Here is a 20,025-nt window from a genome sequence, read left to right as displayed (position 1 = left end):
CGGCTTCAGCCGCGATACGCCGCGCGAACGGCGCTCGGTCTCATAGACGCTCCTCACCATTAATAGTAGGAGCGCTTCTGCGGCTCCGCTTTGTTCAACACCGCACCGATCAGGTTGGCCGTGGCCAGGTGATACAGGCAGTCCTCGATCTCCTTCTTGCTGTTCACGCCGTTTGCGACCACCAGCAACACACAGTCGAACTTGGGCAGCACGGTGATCGCATCGTCGGAACTGAGCAGCGGCGGCAAGTCGAAGATGCAGATACGCGACTCGTAACGTTCGCGCAGGTCGCTGATCAGGTTGCTCACCTTTGGCGAAGACAGCATTTCAGTGGACAACGGTATCGGTTCACGGGTTGGCAACACCACGAAACGCGGCAAGGTCGGGTTGACCATCACCTCTTCGAGCCCCGACTTGCCGGCCAGCAGCTCATTGAGCGCCTTGTCCATCGGCAGCCCGAGGGCACTGCCGACTCTCGGGCGACGCAGGTCGAAGTCAACCAGCAACGCGGTCTTGGTCGTGTGGTGAGCGATGCTCATGGCCAGGTTGATCGACAGCACCGTCTTGCCGGCTTCGGGCGTCGGAGATGTGATCGCCAGGGTGCGCCATCCCTTTTCTTCCATGGTCTGCAGGATCTGCGTGCGCAACAGGTCGAACGCCCAGCTCATGTTCGAGTTCTTGTTGTAGGCCACGATTCGATTGCGCTCCAGATGCTCCGCGCGCAATGGCACGACCTTGGTCTGCACATAATCGAAGGGGCCGAGCAGTTCATGCTGCTCCACCAGCGGCACGGGCTGCGGTGTCTCCGAGGCACTCGGTGAAACCTGATGAAGGTTCTTTCCAACAACCGGCGTAATCCTGTCCATCGTGACCTTCCCTATGCAAACCGAGCCATGGCTTTGAATAGCAGAACATCCAGCGGCATATAGAACAGGTGGATGACCACCAGCAGAACAGCCGCCAGCAGAATACCCACGCTGACCAGCATCACCCGCCATTTCCTGCGCCGAGCCAGATCCGCCTGGGTGGAGATGTAGGGCACGGCGACCAGCACACGTTTACCCAAGACGCTCTCCAAGGCCCCCACGCCGCGTATGCGCTGGTTCAGCAGCTCCAGCAGCATGACCAATGCACCACCACCGGCCGGTGCCAGCACCAGGCCAAGGGCGACGATTTTCTTGCGATTGGGTTTGACCGGTTTTTCGGGCATTAGCGGGGGTTCGAGCAGCACGAAGCGTTCAGCCTTGTTTTCCTGCTCCAGGCTCTCGGTGATCTTGGCGCCCATTTCCTTGGCGCGGATCTCCTCGTATTTCTTGCGTGCGTTGTCATGATCGCGCATCAAGGTGACCAGGCCACGTTCGACCTGTGGCGCTTCGAGGATCTGCGCCTCGTAGCTCTCCATCTTTTTGGTCAGCTCGCGTTTTTGCTGGGCCAGCGAAGCGATCGTGTCCTGCGCCGCGACAATCTTGGCGCGGGCTCGGGCCACGTCGAGACTCACCGATGCCGCCGCCAGGCCCTTGCCGTCGGTGGCGCCTTCAAGCGCTTGGATCTTGCGCTGAATCGCGACCACGTCAGGGTGTGCAGGGGTGTACTTGGTCAACAACCGGGTGTACTCGGCCTTGAGGCTGCCCAGATCCTGCGGCTGCTCGGCGGCCGAGGGGCGAGTGCCGTCGGGGCGCGTGGCCAGACCCGCGTTCGCCGCCGAGAGTTCGAGTTCCAGGTAGCGCAGCTCTTCCTGGGCATTCTTGTAGTCGCGGTCCACTTCCCGGAACTCCAGCTCCGAGCGCGACAACATGCTCATGCGCAGTGACTGGTTCTCGGGCAAGGCATTGGCGTGAGCCTGTTTGAAGTCCGCCAGCTGGTTTTCCAGCGTGGCCAACTCGCTACCCAGCTTGTCGGCTTCCTGGGTCAGGAATTCGGTGGTTTCACTGGCGCGCTCGGTACGCTGCTTCATGTTCTCGTTGAGGAACAGCGTCACCAGTTGGTTGGCCACTTCCTTGGCGACTTCCGGACGCTTGTGCTCGAACGACACGCTGAACGCCACGGTGGTCTCGCCCCGCCCTTTGACAAAGGTGCTGAGGGTGGTCACGACGATGGCGTTGCGCATCTGGTCGATCTTGTCGGCTTCGCTGAATTGCCGGCCCTTGTCAGCGAACAGGTTGTACTTGTCGATGATCTGCAGCAGGTTCTCGCGGGTCATGACCCGTTGGCGAATGACCTCGATGCGCTCATCGGCGAAGCTGTTGTTGTTGGCCGACACCAGCTCCGGCGATATCTGCTGCGACTCGACCAGGATGGTGCCGGTCGATTGATAGACCGGCGGCACTGAAACCGCCACGCCCACTGTCGCCGCCAGGATGACCACCGCCGTCACCCCCAGCAGCAGGGCCCGGTCCTTGATGATGGCGATGTAGTCTTTCAGGGACAGCTCGTATTCAGATTTCATGGCGGCCACCCAACTGAGGATTCAGAGGTCGGGAAATCTATAAGTCAGCGTCAGTCCAGCGATCGTAGCTTCGGCATCGGGCGAGCCATTTTGTTGGCGCTCCTTGTACATCAACGATAGGCGCAGATCCCAAAAAGGCGAGAATTGTCGACTACCCCAGATGCTGTAGGTCTGCAGCGTGTTCGGCGTCTGCCCCTTGCTGTCCTGCCAGGCCGCGTCGACACCCACACGGTTGAGCTCGCTGAGCGCATAGCTCCAGCTACCCCGGATCATGTCCAGTTCAGCGAAACCGCCCTCGGCGCTGGCGACGGTGCTGCGCTCGGCACTGAGGCTGGCATCGGTGCGCAGGCCCCGGTAATTGAGCAACACGCCACCTTCTCCGCGGCGCTGGCCAGAGCCGGATACCTGGCTGACGCCAAGGTGCACGACGGTTTCCAGTTGATCGGAGAACTGGTACTTCATGCCGATGGTCGGCGTGTAGCTGTTGGTGGCGACAGCCCCCGCGCTGGTCTGCTCCGGTTCATAACGCCGCACCCGCATACTGCTGAAGACATCGGTGCGCTCGCTCCAGGCATAGGTGTACTTGAGCGTGTTCGCGTACTCGTCGAAACCGGTCAGCGACGGGATGTCATAACGTGCGTGATTGTAGGTGGTCTCGTTGTCCAGGGTGCCACGCTCGCTGAGCGCATAACTCCAGTCCGCAGTCAGCGTGCTCAGCTTCTGCGTGCCATCGGTGGTGACCACGCCGGTATCCAGCACGGTGCCGGAGAGGGTCGAGCTTTCGATGTACTGCCCACTCAAGCCGAAATGCCCGCGCTCGGTCTCCCGTCGCCAGCCAAGGCTGAGGTCGGGATCCTCGCGATTGCCCAGCACGCTGGTGTCGGAAGAGTGCAGCACGTGCGCCCCCAGCCCGAGCCGCCACTCATCGCGGTCGAAGGTGCCAACCAGGCTGTAGCGTGGCTCGATGATCGTTCGCATCACACCCTTCTCGTCCGAGGTCAGGAGCAATGGGTTGCTGTCGTACTCGACGGTCGTGGGGACCACGACCGAGGATTGCCAGATGGACGCTTGGGCCAGGCCCGTGTACGGCAACATCAGTAACGCTGTTGCAACACTTGTTGTTCGAATAATAGGCACTATGAATTCTTAATTAAGTCGAGCAGGCTCACGGGACGACCAAGGTGTCGCCCGCCTGGAGTTGGAAGTTTGTCGAAAGATCACGGCCGGAAACCAGGTCCTTGTAACGTACCGGCAGCACTTTTTGGTCATTGCCCTGTATACGGATCACCTTGATGTCGCTTACGTCGGCGAATTTGTCCAATCCGCCCGACAGGCTCAAGGCCTGCAGCACGGCGGTCGGGCCTGCCATCGGCACGGGGCCCGGCTTGATGACTTTGCCCTGGACATACACGACGTTGCCGGCAGTGCTGGTCACCACCACGCTGACATTGGGTTCGGCAAGAAACTCTTTGAGCCTGGCGCCAATTTTCTGCGCCGCAGCGGTAGCATCCAGCCCAGCCACATCGACACGGCCCGCCAACGGGAAGGTGATGCTGCCATCGGGTAGAACGGTGGTTTCCTGGCGCAGAGTGTCTTCCTGCCAGACAGAGATCATCACTCTGTCGCCAGGGCTCAGCAGGTAGGGAGTTGTCGGTTCATTGGCGCTGGATGCACCAGACCACAGCATCAGCACGCCCAGCAGGGGAAGCAGCAAACGCACCATGAGGGGTCCCTCCGGCCATCGGGTGGCCATGCAAAAGAGCACTGAACGAGAACAGCACACTACCTCTTCGCTCCGCTTCGCAGCCACACGGCTCGCTGCGGCGACCCCGATCATCCTGGAGGTCCGCTTCGCCAGCGCTGCCAGCACCGGTAAGTTATGGTGCTGGCTGCTGATGCTGGCTAGTGGAATATAGCAATCGCCCGGGAATTCTCAAGCGGTTGACAGTACTGTCGATCGCCCTTGACCGTCGATTTGCTGGCGCAGACCTGGAAAGAAGCTTGGATCGGGTCAAGCTCACGCCTTCCAGCCAGGCCGTCAGATCCGTTTTCTGTTCGCTACCGCGACAAAACCGATGACCGCAAAGCCAAACAGCCAACCTGCCGTCGCCAGCGGAATGACACTCGACTGATTGATATAAGAATCGGCCGCTCGCGCTGCGCCACTCATAAGCACCAACAGGAAAATCGACTTGATGAACAGTGTCGAGCGCATATTCCCCTCCTGGAAAGAGGACAACCGTTGTAGGTGAGCGGTAGTTTCCATCACTGGTAAATTGAGCTTATGGGCACAATGACATTACGTCAACGATCCGACACCATAATAAAAATCAATCGGACATCACTGCGCTCGTCAAAATACCGCCAACAAATTATGCACCTGTCTTTCCACACATTTAAAGCAAGATTCTTTTGAAAAACACCAAGACAATCAAGCATTCAAACACCGGTGCGCAACAATCATGTCAACGGTACGCCATCATGATCTTTACTTGGCGCCGACAGCGGGCAGCAAAGTGTTTCATCGGCGAACTTCAAAAGAGAATGATTGTGCTTTCCGATCATTATTTGACACCTTGGCGCACCCTTGAAACAGCTGCAATAATTCGGCCTGTCGCCACTCCAGGCGCGACCAACGCAAGCGTCTCAGGATGGCAACAGGTCCAACGTGCGTTCGACTTCGTCGATATCGATCCTGAAACCCTCGCCCTCCGGCACGCCGACCACGAAGGCGTAGTGCTGCAGGTCCCGGTCGGTCAGGTACTTGTAGTAGCTGACAAAACGGTTCGGTGGCTGCAACGCCAGCAAGGTGCAACCTGCCTGCATGACATTGACACCATGGACCAGCTGGCTCCCCTCGACGCCGATCACCACCCTCGCCCCCGCGCAAGCCGCGATGATGGTCGGGACATCGTTCTTCATCGGGTCGATGACCCGAAAGCCCCGGCGCTGGCGCAGGTGCTCGGCGATCTCGAGCTCATTGCGCAGCAAACGCAGGTCCCCGTCGCTGCCGCGCAGGATGAAGACACCGGGATGCGGCGCATGCGCCACATGCGACAGCAGTTTGTCGCCCATCGCCCGGTAGCGCAGGTGCCGATTGCGGTTGTTGCTCAGGTCATCGAACAACACCAGTTCGCGGATGAACGCGCTGCGCAGACGCAGTGGCTGCATCCCCAGCCAGTCTTCGTAGGCCGGCCCTTGGGCGAACAGCGGAAATCGTGCGGATGGCGCGGTAGTGATCGGAATGCCCTCCTCGCATGCAAGGGCGTAGGTCGGGCAGTCTTCCATCAACCAGGTGCCGAACCAAGTATTGCCGTTCTGCGTGCAATAGGCCGCCGCACGTTCAAGCTCATGCTCGACGATGATCCGCGGGAACGTGCTTGGCTTCAGCGACAGCCAATGGCTGGCGTCCCCTTTGTACAGGGCGCCGTCGACCAGCCAGACATCCTTGACCAGGTAGCCCCGTGTCGGGCCCTGCTCCGTGGTGATGCCGCCCTCCATGGTGCGCGCAGGGTGCACGTAGGGGTAGAAGCGCTTGCCTTCCCAGCCGGTCACCCGCTCCATCTGGTTGGGCAGGTAGAACGCCGGAGGCGAGAGCGTGGTTTCGCCCGGGGCGATATCCCAGCTTTTCGCCGCCACGCGCTTGATGTCCAGGTCCGCCTTGCGCGCAAGGCGCTTCCTCGCCATGTACTTGTAGGCAGCGAAGGTCCAGGTATGCCGACTGGCTGCGGGCACTTCGTTGAGCTTCGAAATATCGCTTTCCATGAGGCGTCCTCCCTTGAGGATGGCGTCGGCGAGCCGGCGCGGGGCTCAGTTGGAAAAGATGCGTTCCATCGAGGGGGGCGACTGCAAACTGGCGTAGCGCGTGCGCAGGGTCTCGAGGAATTGCTCGCCAGCGCGACCGGCGCCGTAGAGATAGATCTTGTGCAGGCCGCCAAAGACCATTTCGTGATAACGATCGGCGACTTCCTCGTCACTGGCGTCATCCGGCAAACCCAGGTGAAGCGTCAACTTGCTGCCTTCCACGGCGAACAGTGGCGTATCCCAGAGGAACTGCGCCACGCCGGTCTTGGGCAGGCGCACGAACATGTAGGCGTGATTGCCCAATGAGTCGATATCGCCACCACGCCTTCTCTTCCACTTCAACAACCCATCATCCGGCCGGGCCAGGCACAGGCCAATGTCGTAGTAGTCGAAACCGTTCTCCAATGCCCACTCCAACGCCATGAAGGTGGTGATGGAGTTGACCTCGCGCAGGCGCTTGGCGTCCGAAAACACCGCCTCGCAATAGCCGAAGCGCAAAGTGCTCCAGTACCGTTTGCCGCCCCGGGTGATCTCGCACCCCAAGTGGCAGGCCACCACGTTCCCCTCGAAGGTGATCAGGTCGAGCCGCCCCACTCCCTTGGCCAGGCGAAATACATCGTCGGTGGGAAACTGCGCCGCATGGATACCCTGGCGTGCCGTGGCATAAGGCCGTAGCAACTCCCTGTCGGCCATGGCGATCTCTTCATCGTCAAGGGTCTGGCGCATCTGGTACAGCGGCCGGTGCTTGCGAATGCTGCGACGCAGTTCGCTGTCGTAACGGGCGGTGATCTCGTCGAGGGAACGCCCCAGGGGCACCACGGCACTCAGGTAATGAGGCACGTTCAATGCCCCTGACGTGGGCATTTCACTGACCACGACCACATGACCGGATGCGCTCGTGCGTTTTTCGCCTTCCGCGACCGGCACATCCCCGTGGGATTTGCCGCCGATCAGCAACTTGGCCATGGCCCTTTGTTGTTTTCTACCGATGTAGAGGATCTCGTACGGGCTCTCCTGCTGTAACTTGAACCTGGCGACTTCCCAACGCCAGAAGCAGGCGCGACTGAGTAGATCACGCAGTTTGTTAGAAGCATTTCTTATTTCGTAGCGCAGGGAAGGTGATAGGAGTGTCCGGGCAATGGCCGCCAAGTGCGCTTTCATGTCTTCTCCGATGTCCATGCATGCTGCCGGTGGGGCAGATCAGAAAAAGTGGCTTACCCTTGGATATCGCACGTAATCACTTGATAAACATGACAAACATTTCGCAAGCAACGCATATTCAGTAACAAGTAAAGATGCGCGACCCGTCCTTGGCAAGCGGCCAATTGACATCAATGCCGTTTTTTAAATGACGTCAATATATCTATCAGCGTGCGCGTGCTTGTAAAACCACCGCTTATAGCTACTGCTTCGGTAGAGGTAACTTTTCCCTTATCGCGTCCGATACTGAAAACCCCCAGCGTTATATGCTGCAGGTACGTGAGGTCAATGGTGTCTGCTTGCCGCTCCCCTCGACAGGAGCAGCACCATGCCTAACGACATCCCCCACCAGTCGCTGTTGCAGCAGCGCTTGCCCAGCTGGGCGCGCCAGGCCACCGCCGAGCAATAGCGCTCTCTCACAAATGCGCTGGTACCCGCCCAAGACCCCACCGAACAGCCCCCGAGCTGGTTCGCCAATGCGGCCCCGGACCTGCGCGAGCAGGTACAGGACAGCCAATCCCGTCTCGCCCGCTCCCTGCAGGCCCTGGCACGGGCGATCAAACCTCTGCGTCAGATCGCCGAGTTCGCCGAGCCGCTGCTTGCGGTCCGCTTGCACACGGAACACGGTTTCGACCACTCGCCGCGCAGTACCGAGCTGATCCGCATCCATCACCGTTGGACCCATCAGGTGGATGTCGCTTACCACGAGCGCAGCCGCTACTGGAAGCCGCCTTGCACAACTTCGCCGACAACATCACCTTCAGCGGTGACAGCGCACTGGCACCCCGCGAAGGCATCCAGGTGAACAAGACCACCGTGGTCGGCCAGACCACGCTCGGTGACAGCGACACCTGGGTGGACATCGCCATGGCTTCGGAAACCTACACGATCACCGCCCTGGGGCTTTCACCGGAGGACTTCGCCCGGACGTGCCGCGAGCTGGACCTGGGTCAGCGCTACCAGGATCACCTGGCGTCAGTGTTCGCGCCATCCAAGGTTGCCAAGCTCAGCAAACAGGTACACCGGGACCGCCTGCGCCTGGCAGCAGACATCGCCTTCCTGCGCCATCGCCTGACGGGGGATGCGCTGGACACACTCAAGACGCTGCTCGACGGCGGCGCCTTCCTGCCTTGTGCCCGGCTGAGCCTGTTCGACATCCCCCTGCATGAAACCCTGATCATCGATGCCGGTGAATCCGGCTTGCTGTTGAGCCTCCCAGCACAGGACCAGGCGCTGCGCCAGTTCACCGGCATGGACAGCCTGCATGAGCAACTGTGCTGCGACCTGCTCGATTAAGCGGCGCCTGGCGCTGTGGGAAAGCGCCGGCCTGGATACGCTGATGATCGCTGGTCTGTTCGTTCTCGCCGTAGGCACGTTCATGCTGGCGGTCACGGCCTTCCAACTGCTTGATGAAGCCTACGAAGCCTGGCACGCAGGCGACCGCCATCTGGCCTTGCGCCATCTTGCAGCGGTGGGCCTGAACCTCGGCCTGATGGCAGGGCTGCATGTGGCCGGCAAGGTCTTGCCCAGGCTGTTCAACAGCCCGCTACTCGAGGGCCTGGATTCGATAACCCTGGATGACGGCAGCCAGCGACTGCGCAAACCCGATCTGGCCCCCTATCAAAGTTCGGTCGAACTCCCCGAGACGGTACGGCCCAACGCCAAGGGGCAGTACCTGCACCAGGGCCAGCATTTCATTCGTATCGAAGGAAGAACCTATCGCCAGGCACTGGACAGCACCACGGGGCGCTGGCGCGTGCTGATCAAGTCCGGCGAGGGCTTCGAGGTCTACAAGGGCGATCGCCCTGTCGCCGGCCACCAACACCGTACGCTACTCGATGCGCTGCATGATGCCCTTCCCGAAGCCATGCGCGGGGCATTGCCAGTGGATCGTCCCGAGGCCCTTGTCGGGCTGATCCGGCGGCAGGCCGTGCAAGCGCGCAGTGACTGGCCGCATCGCCTCTGGGGGCTGAAACGCCCATCACTGCGTCTTGGCCTGCGCGGCGGTACACCGCTGACGGCACAACCGGTGTTGCAATCTCCGCGCAATGCCTTGTTCGCCCGCTACCGCCGTATTTACCCCAAGGTCAGCGACGCGCAGATCAGCCAGGCGTTCGCCAACTGGCGACAGCGGCTAATCGCACCGGAAGCCGAACTGCTTGTCCGTGAACGCTCGCTGCGCGACCTGCGTGAGCGATTGGGCGCCTGGGCAGGCGAGATACCGCGCCGCCGCCGCGCGGCACGTGCCATCCTCAACGCCTGGCGGCGTACAACCTTTGCCAGGTTGCTCGATGGACGGGCGCTGCATAGCTTCGACCTGTCCGGGCTGGCGCTTGAAAACCACGATATCGCCGACCTTACGCTTTCCGAGGGTTTCACCCACATCGAGGACCTGAACCTGAGTGACAATGCGGCACTCAGCCATCTGCCCGAACCACTGCTCAGCGCCTTCCCACGCCTCACGCGCTTGAGCCTTGGCAAATGCCGGTTCAGCCATCCTCCGCAGGTCGCCGTACCTCCACGATTGACCTGGTTGGACATGGAGTCCAATCGCGTGACCTGGGATGATCACGCCCAGGCCACGCTCGACCGCCTGTTCAACCTGGCACTGCTGGACCTGAGCGGTAATCCGCTGTTGCGCGCCCCGCATTCGACCGCCTGCCAGGCTTGCGATCGCTGCTGCTCAATAACGCGCACCTGAGTGCACTGCCCAGCGGGCTCGGGCAACTGCGTCAGGCGCTGTTGCTGGATCTTTCCGGCAATACATTCGAGCGCCTGCCGACAGGCTTCGAGGTACCCTCCGAAGTCGGCAGCCCCTTGCGTTGGAACGTGACTGGCTGAACCCGGTGATACGCGAACAGATCGAGGACTATTACCAACGGCACGGTATCGACCTGCTACAGCGATTTCGACTACCAGGAACTGTTGCGCGACGCCAGCCCTGCCCGGCTGCGCCTATGGCAAAAGCTGCCTTTGCACTATCGCCGGGATATGTGCGCGATCCTCGAATCCGCAGAGTTCGATTTCGATCCGGCAACGATCCGCGAGGCGCTCTGGCAGCGGATAGTCCGCATGGACTACGACCCGGCATTCCTCCAGTACGCCCTTGACCGACCAGCGGTCGATTTGCTCGACCTCTGACCCTCATGCACCACGGCGGCGGCTTTCATTGGCCGCCAACCATCGCGCCAGGTCGGCGGCGGGCATCGGACGCCCGAACAGGAAGCCCTGGCCCTGATCGCACCCGGCATTGCGCAGGAAGTCGAACTGGGCCTGGGTTTCGATACCCTCGGCGGTGATCCTGAAGCCCAGGGCATGCCCAAGGTCGATGATTGCCCTGGCCACGGCCACGGCGTCGTCGTCCTCGGGCAGGTCCTTGATGAAGGCCCGGTCGATCTTCAGGTGGTCGATCGGCAAGGCACGCAGGTAGGCGAGCGACGAGTAGCCAGTGCCGAAGTCGTCCACCGCCGTGGCCACGCCCATGGCCTGCAACTGGGCGAGCACCGCGCAGGCTTGCTGCTGGCTCTCCATCAGCAGGCTTTCGGTGATTTCCACTTCCAGCAGGTTGGCCGGCAGGCTGTGACGCTCCAGCGCCGACGCCAGGCTGGTGACATAGTCGCTGCGCTCGATCTGCAAGGCCGCCACGTTGATCGCCAGCGGCCCAGGCAAGCCATCGCCGGCACGCCAGGCGGCCAGTTGGGCACAGGCCAGCTCCAGCACCCGCTCACCCAAGGGAATGATCAGGCCGGTGCGCTCGGCCAACGGAATGAACTCGGCGGGAGACACCAGGCCATGGTGCGGATCACGCCAGCGCAGCAGCGCCTCGACACCTTCCAGTTGCCCACTGAACAGGTCGACCTTGGGCTGGTACCACAGTTCGAACTCGTTGTGTTCCAGCGCCCTGCGCAGGTTGCGTTCCAGCTCCAGGCGTTGCTGCAGGCGCTCGGTCATGTCCGGGTGGTACGGGCGCCAGGCGTTGCGCCCGCTCTCCTTGGCCGCGTACATGGCGGTGTCGGCGTGGCGCAGCAGGCTGTCGGCGTCTTCGCCGTGTTGCGGGCTCCAGGCCAGGCCGATACTGCCGGTGACCAGGGTGGCATTGCCGTTGAGGTCGAACGGCCGCTGCAGGCAGCGCAGCAAGGCGCGGATCTGGTGCTGCACCTGCCCCTGGGCGCCCTGGAGCATGAACACGAACTCATCGCCGCCCAAGCGGCATACCCGATCCTGGCTGTGCAGTTCCTGCAAGAAGCGCGCGGTGGCCTGCTGCAGCAGCAGGTCGCCCATGGGGTGGCCGAGGCTGTCGTTGACTTGCTTGAAGCCGTCGATATCGAGCATCAGCACCGCCAGGCCATGGTCCTGCAGGATGGCCTCGGTCAGCTGCTGCTGGAACAGCACCCGGTTGGGCAACCCGGTGATGGTGTCGTAATGGGCCAGGCGCTCCAGCTGGGCCTGGTACTGGCGCAATTCGCGATTGCGCTGTTCGAGCAGGCGCTGCTTGCGATTGAGCTGGGCGACGAACAGGCTGAACAACCCGGTGCAACTCAAGGCGAACAGGAACAACGGCGAGGCGAACAGGTCCAGCCCCGCCGCACGCGCCCGAGGCGCGGCCACCAATTGCCAGACACCACCGGGCACATCGACGCTCATCTTCACCTGGGACTCTTCGAACAAGCGGGGGTCGCCCCAGATCAGCGCGCCATCGGCACCCTTGCCGTCGACACCGCGCACGGCCAGTTCGAACTCGGTGTCCGGGCGCAACCCGGCGGTCAGCAGCAGCCGGTCGATATCGGCCACGATCGACACATTGCCCCAGTAGAACTGCACGCCACGCTTGCCCGTGATGAACACCGGGCGTCGGTAGATCAGCGCCCGGCCGCCCTGGTACAGCTGCAAGGGGCCCGCCAGCATGGGGCGCGCCTGGTCGCGGGCCGACTGCAGAAGAGGGAACTGCTCCGGCAACTGGCGATAGTCCAGCCCGATCAAGCGTTCATTGCCCTGCATCGGATAGACATCAAGGATCACATCCCCCGGCGCCAGCACGATATGGCGCATGTAGGGCATCGACTGCAAGGCATCGCGGGCCATGCCATGGAAATGCGCCGGGCTGATGCCGCCATCGGCGGTGATCAACTGGGCGATGCCTTCGGCCTCTCCGAAGGCAGCACCCAGCTGTGCCTCCAGCGCTCCACGCATTCCGGCCAGGCGCGCGGCAAGGTTACCCAGCTGTTCGTTGCGCTCGCGCTGCGCATCGAGGTAGCCGAGGGCAACCGACAGGCCGATGCCGACCAGGGCGAAGCCGACCGGCAACAGACGATTCAGCGTTTGGCGCAGCGCACCCGGGTTGGGCGGCAGCGCTTCATGGGGGAGTTGGGAGAGGGTCATAGGCAGGCGACGAATAGGTATTGAACAGTTATCGGCGCGACACGAGTGAAATTGAGGCGTCTTTTGCCACTCGACCAGCACCAGATCTATATACGACCCATGGCCATGCCGCGACGGGCCTGATTGGCCTTTTGCAAGGAACCGCACATGGACTCGAACACCCCCAACCCACACCAGGCCCTCCTCGAACGCCAACTGCCCGCCTGGGCCCAGGATGCCACCCCTGAGCACTGGCAGCGGCTGGGCGAAGGTATCGTACCGGCACAGGGCCTGCCCGGCGCCGAGGCCGACTGGTTCGCCAATGCCGCGCCTTACCTGCGCGAAGCCGTTGCGGCCAGCCAGGCACGCTTGATGGCCTCGCAACGCTCATTGGCCGCGCAACTACGCGGGCTGAAGAACATCACCGAGTTCGCCGAGCCCCTGCTCGCCGAACGCTTGCGCACAACATACGATTTCAACGCCCCGCTACGTACCGCCGGGTTGGTGTGGCTAAGGCACTTCTTCACCTTCCAGGTGTACGTCACCCACCACGAGCACCGTGCGCTGCTCGAAGCGGCCCTGCGCAACTTCGCCGACCCAATCACCTTCAGTTGGGACAGTGCCCTTGCCCTGGACGGTGACTGGACGGTGCGCAAGACCACGGTGACGGGCAAGACCACCCTGGGCGACAGCGAAACGTTGGTGGACATCGCCCTGCCTTCGGAGCAACTGACCATCAAACCGCTGGCGCTCTCGCCCGCCGACTTCGCCAGGACCTGCCGCGAACTGGACCTTGGCCAGCGCTACCAGGCGCATCTCGATACCCTGTTCGCCCCCTCCGCCGTTCGCCGGGAGGCAGTCCGTGTGCACCAGGACCGCCTGCGCCTGGCCAGCGACCTGGCCAGGGTGCGCCATCAACTAAGTGGCGCAGGCTGGGATGCCGTGCAATCGATGCTGGCCGATGGCAGCGTGTACGCCTGCACACAGTTGTGCCTGTTCGGCGTTACCCTGCACGAAGCCGTCATTATCGATACAGGCACCACCGGCCTGCTGCTCTACCTGCCAGGCCACCCAGCGGCATTGCGCACGTTCGGCAACCTCGATGCCCTGCACAAGCAGTTACGCACGGAGCTGTTGGATGCGCTGTTCCGCCAACGCTTCATGGACTACGTGCCGAGCGCGCAACGCGCCCTGTTTTCCAGCCGGCTCCGGCAGAACCTCGACGCCAGGGGTGACACGCCCGACGATCAACCTTGGGCACTGCGCGACGGTGCCGACCTGCACCTGACAACCTCACCCGTCACCGGTGACCTTTACGATTTCCTGCACGATGATCACCTGGCCCGTCTCAAGCAGGAGGCCAGGCAAGTGGCCGTGCCCACCGCCGATGTCGATGAGCTGGCCTACAAGGCCCGCAAGGCCTTGTGGGACAGCGCAGGCCTCAATGCGCTGATGATCGCTGGCATGTTCGTGCCCGCCCTCGGCACGATAATGACCGCGGTGGTTGCCTACCAACTGCTGGATGAAGCCTATGAGGGCTATGAGGCCTGGCAGGTCGGTGACCGCCACCAGGCCATCGGCCACTTTGAGTCGGTGGCGCTCAACCTGGTGGTGATCGGCGGCTTGCACCTTGCCGGCAAGGCCGTGAACAAACCTGGCTCCAGCGCATTGATGGACAGTCTCGCGCCGATCGTTCTCGACGACGGCAGCCAACGCCTGTGGCGACCAGTGCCAAGGCGCCTGCTTCAGGACTACCCGCGCCTGACCAGGTCAATGGCCAGGCGTATGCAGGCCGAAGGGCAGCTGCCATCGAAAGCCGTGTCATCCCCGCCGAACGACTCGGCCCGGCAGTTCCTGAACAGCGCACTGGAAGGCCTCTACCTGCCAGAACAGGCCAGCGCCGACAGCGAGCGCCTGATCATCAATGCCCTGCCCCAGCTCCCCGGCTGGCCGGCGCAACTGCGCCTCGAACTGCGTGCCACCTCGCCCCGAGGCCCCGTGCTGATGGCCTCGGGCGCCGAGCCAGGCAGCCGCGCTTGCGTCGTGATCAAGTCCGCCGAAGGTTACGAGGCCCACCTCGGGGAGCGGCCAGCACCGCAGACGCGGGATCATGACCTCGGCAGGGCTGTCTTCCATGCACTGTCCCCGGCCGACCGCCAGGCCCTGGGGCTGGATGAAGTCGATAGCCTGCGCGGCGCGATCCACCGCCTGGTTGCGTCTGATAACACCCGCGCCCTGCGCCTGCTCGAACCCTCTGCGGTAGGCTGGGGACCGCGCGGTGGGCTGCTGGGTGGCATGCAAGAGCCTGCCCCGCATATAGACATCGGTGCGGCGTTCCGGCGCTACCGACAACTCTATCCCGAGGCCGCGGACGTCCAGATCAATGAACAACTGACGCAATGGGCGCAAGCTGGCCTGGACCCTGCGCAGCAGATGGCCGACCTGGAACGCCAGCTCATGGACTTTCGCCAGGAACTGCGTGCCTGGGCCGGCGATAATCCGTTGCGCCATGCCGCCGCCCGCAGACTGGTGAGCAACTGGCAACGCATTTCGGAATATGCAGAAGAGGAAGGGGACACCGTACACCTGCTCAGCCTGTCCGACCTGGCCTTGACCAACGAGGACCTGGCCGCGCTGGCGTTGCCGGACCGCTTCGAACATATCCAGCGCGTGGACCTGACCGGCAATCGCGACTTGACCGAACTGCCTGCGGAGTTCCTTGAACGGTTTCCCCAGTTGGAACACCTTCACCTGATGAACTGCGGGCTGACGCAGATCCCCGATATCCCGGTGCCGGAGTCGCTGCTATGGCTCGACATGCAAGGCAATCGAATCGCCTGGACCGACGTCAACCAAGCGGCACTCGACCGCCTGAGCGACTTGCAAATGCTGGACCTGTCGCACAACCCTCTGGCCCGAAGCCCCGACCTCGGCCAACTGGACGACCTCGACCTGCTCAACCTCAACCACTGCGAGCTGACGGAATGGCCTGCGGGTATCCGCACTGATGACGACTGGCACCCGACGGTATTCGACCTGCGCGACAACCGCTTCGCGAGCCTGCCGCAAGACCTCCAACTGTCCCGCGTTGCCGCCCAGAACCTGTGGCTGGAGAGCGACGACCTGAGCGAACAGGTCAGCCAGCAGATCCAGGCCTACTACGATCAACACGGTATCGACCTGCTGGTCGCCGACATCGACTACGAGGACATGCTCGAAGACACCGACATCGCCGACCGGGGTATCTGGAACGCCTTGCCACTGCCCTATCGCCGTGAACTCCGTGGCCTGCAGCAATTGCCCGACTACAGCCAGCCACAATTGTGGGAACGGCTGCGTACCTTCAGCGATCCCCGCGTGAGGGACTATGCCTTGTCGATCGGCGCCATCAGACTGCTGGACGACGAGGTGTTCCCGCCCCCCTTCGAGGAATGACCCCAAGGCGAGTGCCACACGTCGCGTCATGGGCCAGACTGGTGTTTTTCAGCCGGTGAGCGCATGCTCGTCGGCTGAAGCGTTTCATCATCTGGATTAGAGAGGTGCAGTGCCCATGGACCGTCTGCTCGATTCGCTGTTTCCCGCCCCTGAGGATGTTCCCGAAGCCTGGCGCCTGGGTGAGCCCCTGGAACAACGTGACTACCTGGTCGCCGGTGAACTCAGGCGCTGGGACGGACCACTGGCCACGGTACGCAGCCCGGTCTGGCTGAAGGATGGCGACGAAGAACACCAGGTTATCCTCGGCAGCGCTCCACTGCTGGACGCCGACACCGCGCTCACCGCCCTGGACGCCGCCGTCGCCGCCTATGACAAAGGCCGTGGCGCCTGGCCCAACATGCGTGTGGCCGAACGCATCCAGCATGTCGAGGCGTTCCTCGCGCGCATGCGTGAACAGCGCACGGCCGTGGTCAAGCTACTGATGTGGGAGATCGGCAAGAACCTCAAGGATTCGGAAAAGGAATTCGACCGCACCTGCGACTACATCGTCGACACCATCAACGCCCTCAAGGACCTGGACCGCCGCTCCAGCCGCTTCGAACTGGAACAGGGCACCCTCGGCCAGATCCGCCGTGCGCCGTTGGGCGTGGCATTGTGCATGGGCCCCTACAACTACCCGCTGAACGAGACCTTCACCACGCTGATCCCGGCGCTGATCATGGGCAACACCGTGGTGTTCAAGCCGGCCAAGTTCGGCGTGTTGCTGATCCGCCCGCTGCTCGAGGCATTCCGTGACAGCTTCCCGGCCGGGGTGATCAACGTCATCTACGGCCGTGGCCGCGAGACGGTGAGCGCCCTGATGGCCAGCGGCAAGGTCGACGTGTTCGCCTTCATCGGCACCCATAAAGCCGCCAGCGACCTGAAGAAGCTGCACCCGCGCCCGCACCGTCTGCGCGCGGCCCTGGGCCTGGACGCCAAGAACCCCGGTATCGTGCTGCCCCAGGTTGACCTGGACAACGCCGTGGACGAAGCCGTCACCGGCGCGCTGTCGTTCAACGGCCAGCGCTGCACGGCGTTGAAGATCCTCTTCGTGCATGAGGACGTAGTCGATGCGTTCCTCGACAAGTTCCAGCGCAAGCTGGCGGCGCTCAAGCCAGGCATGCCCTGGGAGCCGGGCGTTGCCCTGACGCCGCTGCCGGAACCTGGCAAGGTCGACTACCTCGATGGCCTGGTGGCCGACGCCACCAGCAAAGGTGCCAAGGTACTCAATGAAGGCGGTGGCCAGAGCCGCGGTTCGTTCTTCTACCCCGCCCTGCTCTACCCGGTCAGCCGCGACATGCGGGTGTACCACGAGGAACAGTTCGGCCCAGTGGTGCCGGTGGTGCCGTACCGTGATCTGCAGACAGTGGTCGACTATGTACTCGACTCCGACTACGGCCAGCAATTGAGCCTGTTCGGCAACGACCCCGGGACCATCGGCGCACTGGTCGACATCTTCGCCAATCAGGTGGGACGCATCAACCTCAATGCCCAGTGCCAACGTGGCCCGGACACTTACCCGTTCAACGGCCGCAAGAACAGCGCCGAGGGCACGCTGTCGGTGCACGACGCACTGCGGGTGTTCTCTATTCGCACCCTGGTGGCAACCAAGTTCCAGGATGCAAACAAGCAACTGATCAGTGAGATCATCGGTAACCGGCAGTCGAGTTTCCTGACCACCGACTACATCTTCTGACCCCCCGTTCGCCGGCAAGCCGCTTGGCGCCTGCTGTAGGAGCCGGCTTGCCGGCGAACCGTTTTTTAATAGGAAAACGATCTAAGGCGATTGTCGATTTCCCAGCCGTTTGAACGACTCTAATCACCCAGGTAGTGCAACCCACCCACGTGAAAGGAGCTTACGAAAATGGCAGTCAAACCCATCCCCGAAGGCCAGCACAGCATCACCCCGTACCTCGGTATCGAGGGTGCCGCCAAGGCCATCGAGTTCTACAAGAAGGCCTTCAACGCCGTCGAGATGTTCCGCCTGGAAGGCCCGGATGGCCGGGTCGGTCACGCGGAACTGAAAATCGGCGACTCCTCGCTGATGCTCGCCGACCCTTGCGACATGCCGGATAGCCTCAAGGCCACCCAGACCATCGAGCATCCCGCTGTCGGCCTGCACCTCTATGTCGAGGACTGCGACAAGATCTACGCCCAGGCCATCGCCGCCGGCGCCAAGCGGGTCACTGAACTGAAGGACCAGTTCTACGGTGACCGCAGCGGCGCCTTGAAGGACCCGTTCGGCAATGTGTGGTTCGTCTCCACCCACAAGGAAGACCTCAGCGTCGAGGAGATCCGCGCCCGCGCCGCGAAAATGTTCGCTGGCCAGTGAAGTCCAGGCCGCGGGCCTCAAGCGACGGTTGAAAGCGTCAGCGCTTTGCTTGAAGCTTGGGGCTCGTAGCTTGGAGCTGCTTCTCAATGCGTATCATCGAAAAATCCGGCGCGCAGGTGCGCAGCCTGACCCTGGCCGAAGAGGAACTGCTGGCCGGTTTCGCCACCGGCACCCTGTCCGGCCCCCGCCTGCTGCAGGCCAACCAGTTGCTGATGAAGGTGCGCGGCGCCAACCAGTGGCTGGCCTGCGACTGCCGCAAGGATGCCCTGCCGGTGCTCAACGTCACCCTCAACGGCAATACCGGCACGCTGTTCCTGCGCAACAACCCCGACACGCCGGAGCACGCCACAGGCTGCCCGTTCATCAAGGATCCGCGGGAGGCCAGCGAGCACAGTGAGGAACTCGCTCAACCCGCCGCCTGGCTGGCGCCGGATACACCCTTGCGCCTGCTCGGCGACTATAGCCGCGCCAGTGATAACGATGCGCCCGCCCGCGCGCGCGAACCTGGGGAGCGCCGGGAACAGCAACGCCTGCTGTCGTTGCTGCTGACCTGGATCGAAGCCAGTGGCCTCAACGTCTACACCACCCATATGAAGAAAGACCTCACCGCGCAGTTCGCCGAGCTGCGTGGCGTCGCCGGCCGCTACCCGCTGCTGGAACGGGTACCGGCCAGCAACTACCTGGAAACCCGCCTGGACATGAAGCACATGATGATGCTCAAGGCCCGGCTGCGTGAAGCCACGGTATTCGGCAACCACCGCCGCCATGGTTTGCTGCTCGATTGCGTCGAACAGGTCAAGGGGCGCAAGGTCGTCACGGCTCGCAGCGAGGACGGCTTCGACTTCCAGGGCCATCACCAGTACTGGGGCGGCAACCGTACAACCGGCCCGTTGCTGGCGCTGGCGCTTTATTCGCCCGCCACCGCGGGCAGCCACTTCTACGAACTGATTCATGTGGCCAGCGTCCCCGTGTTGTCACGGGCGCATCTGTTCCCGGTCTACCGCGATGAAGAGCGCGAGCCGCTCAAGGCGCTGGTGTCGCTGATCGACTGGATGGCGGGCAAAGGGGTGAAGGTGTTGATGCGCCGGCCGGTGATCGGTGGCCAGGTGATGGATGAGCTGGTGCTGACTTCGGACCAGGACCGCGTGCTGTCGGTGTCGCTGCTGGAGCAACCGCTGGGGCCGGAGCCGGACGCCGAGAACTTCAAGCGCTACGCCGACTTCAAGAGCCTGGAGACCTTCCGCAAATATGTGGCGGGGTTCTTCATGCGCGAGCGTTAGGTGCGCCGCCCCAGGCCGTGCGCGATCCCTGCAGGAGCGGCTTTAGCCGCGATCACCCGCGAAGCGGGTGCCAGGTACGTGGCACCCCCATCGCGGCTGAAGCCGCTCCTATGTATGGACTCGCCCACACT

General features: G+C 62.6%; 15 protein-coding genes. 7 read left to right on the top strand and 8 right to left on the bottom strand.

Going from position 1 to position 20,025, the window contains the following annotated elements; genetic code table 11:
* Window positions 1–59: 59 nt before the first annotated feature.
* The 7 genes from P5705_RS23915 to P5705_RS23885 all read right to left on the bottom strand — a co-directional run bounded on the left by P5705_RS23915 (window position 60) and on the right by P5705_RS23885 (window position 7,411).
* On the bottom strand, window positions 60–866 hold the full coding sequence (locus P5705_RS23915) for a CpsD/CapB family tyrosine-protein kinase (protein WP_277463358.1): 807 nt from the start codon (window positions 864–866) through the stop codon (window positions 60–62).
* A gap of 11 nt (window positions 867–877) precedes the next feature.
* The gene (locus P5705_RS23910) at window positions 878–2,446 is read right to left on the bottom strand and encodes a GumC family protein (RefSeq protein WP_277463356.1); all 1,569 of its coding nucleotides are present in this window, start codon (window positions 2,444–2,446) and stop codon (window positions 878–880) included.
* Window positions 2,447–2,467: 21 nt separating this feature from the next.
* Entirely contained in the window at window positions 2,468–3,583 is a 1,116-nt protein-coding gene (locus P5705_RS23905) for a hypothetical protein (protein WP_277463355.1), read from the bottom strand.
* 28 nt (window positions 3,584–3,611) lie between these two features.
* On the bottom strand, window positions 3,612–4,169 hold the full coding sequence (locus P5705_RS23900; protein WP_277463354.1) for a polysaccharide biosynthesis/export family protein: 558 nt from the start codon (window positions 4,167–4,169) through the stop codon (window positions 3,612–3,614).
* A 315-nt stretch (window positions 4,170–4,484) separates the two neighbouring features.
* A complete protein-coding gene (gene eppA / locus P5705_RS23895; RefSeq protein WP_277463353.1) occupies window positions 4,485–4,661 on the bottom strand; it encodes an EPS-associated small membrane protein EppA in 177 nt (58 codons plus the stop codon).
* A 431-nt stretch (window positions 4,662–5,092) separates the two neighbouring features.
* Complete coding sequence (locus tag P5705_RS23890) at window positions 5,093–6,211, bottom strand: glycosyltransferase family 61 protein (protein ID WP_277463352.1); 1,119 nt, start codon at window positions 6,209–6,211, stop codon at window positions 5,093–5,095.
* Between the two features lie 45 nt (window positions 6,212–6,256).
* Window positions 6,257–7,411 (bottom strand): hypothetical protein, encoded by a 1,155-nt coding sequence (locus P5705_RS23885; RefSeq protein WP_277463351.1) that lies wholly within the window; start codon window positions 7,409–7,411, stop codon window positions 6,257–6,259.
* Between the two features lie 771 nt (window positions 7,412–8,182).
* Between P5705_RS23885 and P5705_RS23880 the strand changes: the two genes are divergently transcribed.
* The 3 genes from P5705_RS23880 (at window position 8,183) to P5705_RS23870 (ending at window position 10,591) form a co-directional block, all read left to right on the top strand.
* Entirely contained in the window at window positions 8,183–8,746 is a 564-nt protein-coding gene (locus tag P5705_RS23880) for a dermonecrotic toxin domain-containing protein (protein WP_277463350.1), read from the top strand.
* A complete protein-coding gene (locus P5705_RS23875; protein ID WP_277463349.1) occupies window positions 8,715–10,151 on the top strand; it encodes a DUF6543 domain-containing protein in 1,437 nt (478 codons plus the stop codon). Before P5705_RS23880 ends, P5705_RS23875 begins: the two co-directional genes overlap by 32 nt.
* A 224-nt stretch (window positions 10,152–10,375) precedes the next feature.
* The gene (locus tag P5705_RS23870; RefSeq protein WP_277463347.1) at window positions 10,376–10,591 is read left to right on the top strand and encodes a hypothetical protein; all 216 of its coding nucleotides are present in this window, start codon (window positions 10,376–10,378) and stop codon (window positions 10,589–10,591) included.
* A 3-nt stretch (window positions 10,592–10,594) separates the two neighbouring features.
* Here the strand turns inward: P5705_RS23870 and P5705_RS23865 are convergent, their stop codons facing one another.
* Window positions 10,595–12,829 (bottom strand): putative bifunctional diguanylate cyclase/phosphodiesterase, encoded by a 2,235-nt coding sequence (locus tag P5705_RS23865; RefSeq protein WP_277463345.1) that lies wholly within the window; start codon window positions 12,827–12,829, stop codon window positions 10,595–10,597.
* A 147-nt stretch (window positions 12,830–12,976) separates the two neighbouring features.
* Between P5705_RS23865 and P5705_RS23860 the strand changes: the two genes are divergently transcribed.
* The 4 genes from P5705_RS23860 (at window position 12,977) to P5705_RS23845 (ending at window position 19,894) form a co-directional block, all read left to right on the top strand.
* On the top strand, window positions 12,977–16,243 hold the full coding sequence (locus P5705_RS23860; RefSeq protein WP_277463344.1) for a leucine-rich repeat domain-containing protein: 3,267 nt from the start codon (window positions 12,977–12,979) through the stop codon (window positions 16,241–16,243).
* A gap of 115 nt (window positions 16,244–16,358) precedes the next feature.
* Window positions 16,359–17,978 (top strand): NADP-dependent glyceraldehyde-3-phosphate dehydrogenase, encoded by a 1,620-nt coding sequence (locus tag P5705_RS23855; RefSeq protein ID WP_277463343.1) that lies wholly within the window; start codon window positions 16,359–16,361, stop codon window positions 17,976–17,978.
* Window positions 17,979–18,146: 168 nt separating this feature from the next.
* On the top strand, window positions 18,147–18,614 hold the full coding sequence (locus tag P5705_RS23850; protein ID WP_277463341.1) for a VOC family protein: 468 nt from the start codon (window positions 18,147–18,149) through the stop codon (window positions 18,612–18,614).
* Window positions 18,615–18,700: 86 nt separating this feature from the next.
* On the top strand, window positions 18,701–19,894 hold the full coding sequence (locus P5705_RS23845) for a hypothetical protein (protein ID WP_277463340.1): 1,194 nt from the start codon (window positions 18,701–18,703) through the stop codon (window positions 19,892–19,894).
* The last annotated feature ends 131 nt before the right edge of the window (window positions 19,895–20,025 follow it).

Origin of the sequence: Pseudomonas entomophila, from assembly GCF_029478665.1 — a bacterium.
Lineage (GTDB): Bacteria > Pseudomonadota > Gammaproteobacteria > Pseudomonadales > Pseudomonadaceae > Aquipseudomonas > Aquipseudomonas entomophila_F.
This window is presented reverse-complemented; position numbering and strand designations above follow the sequence as displayed.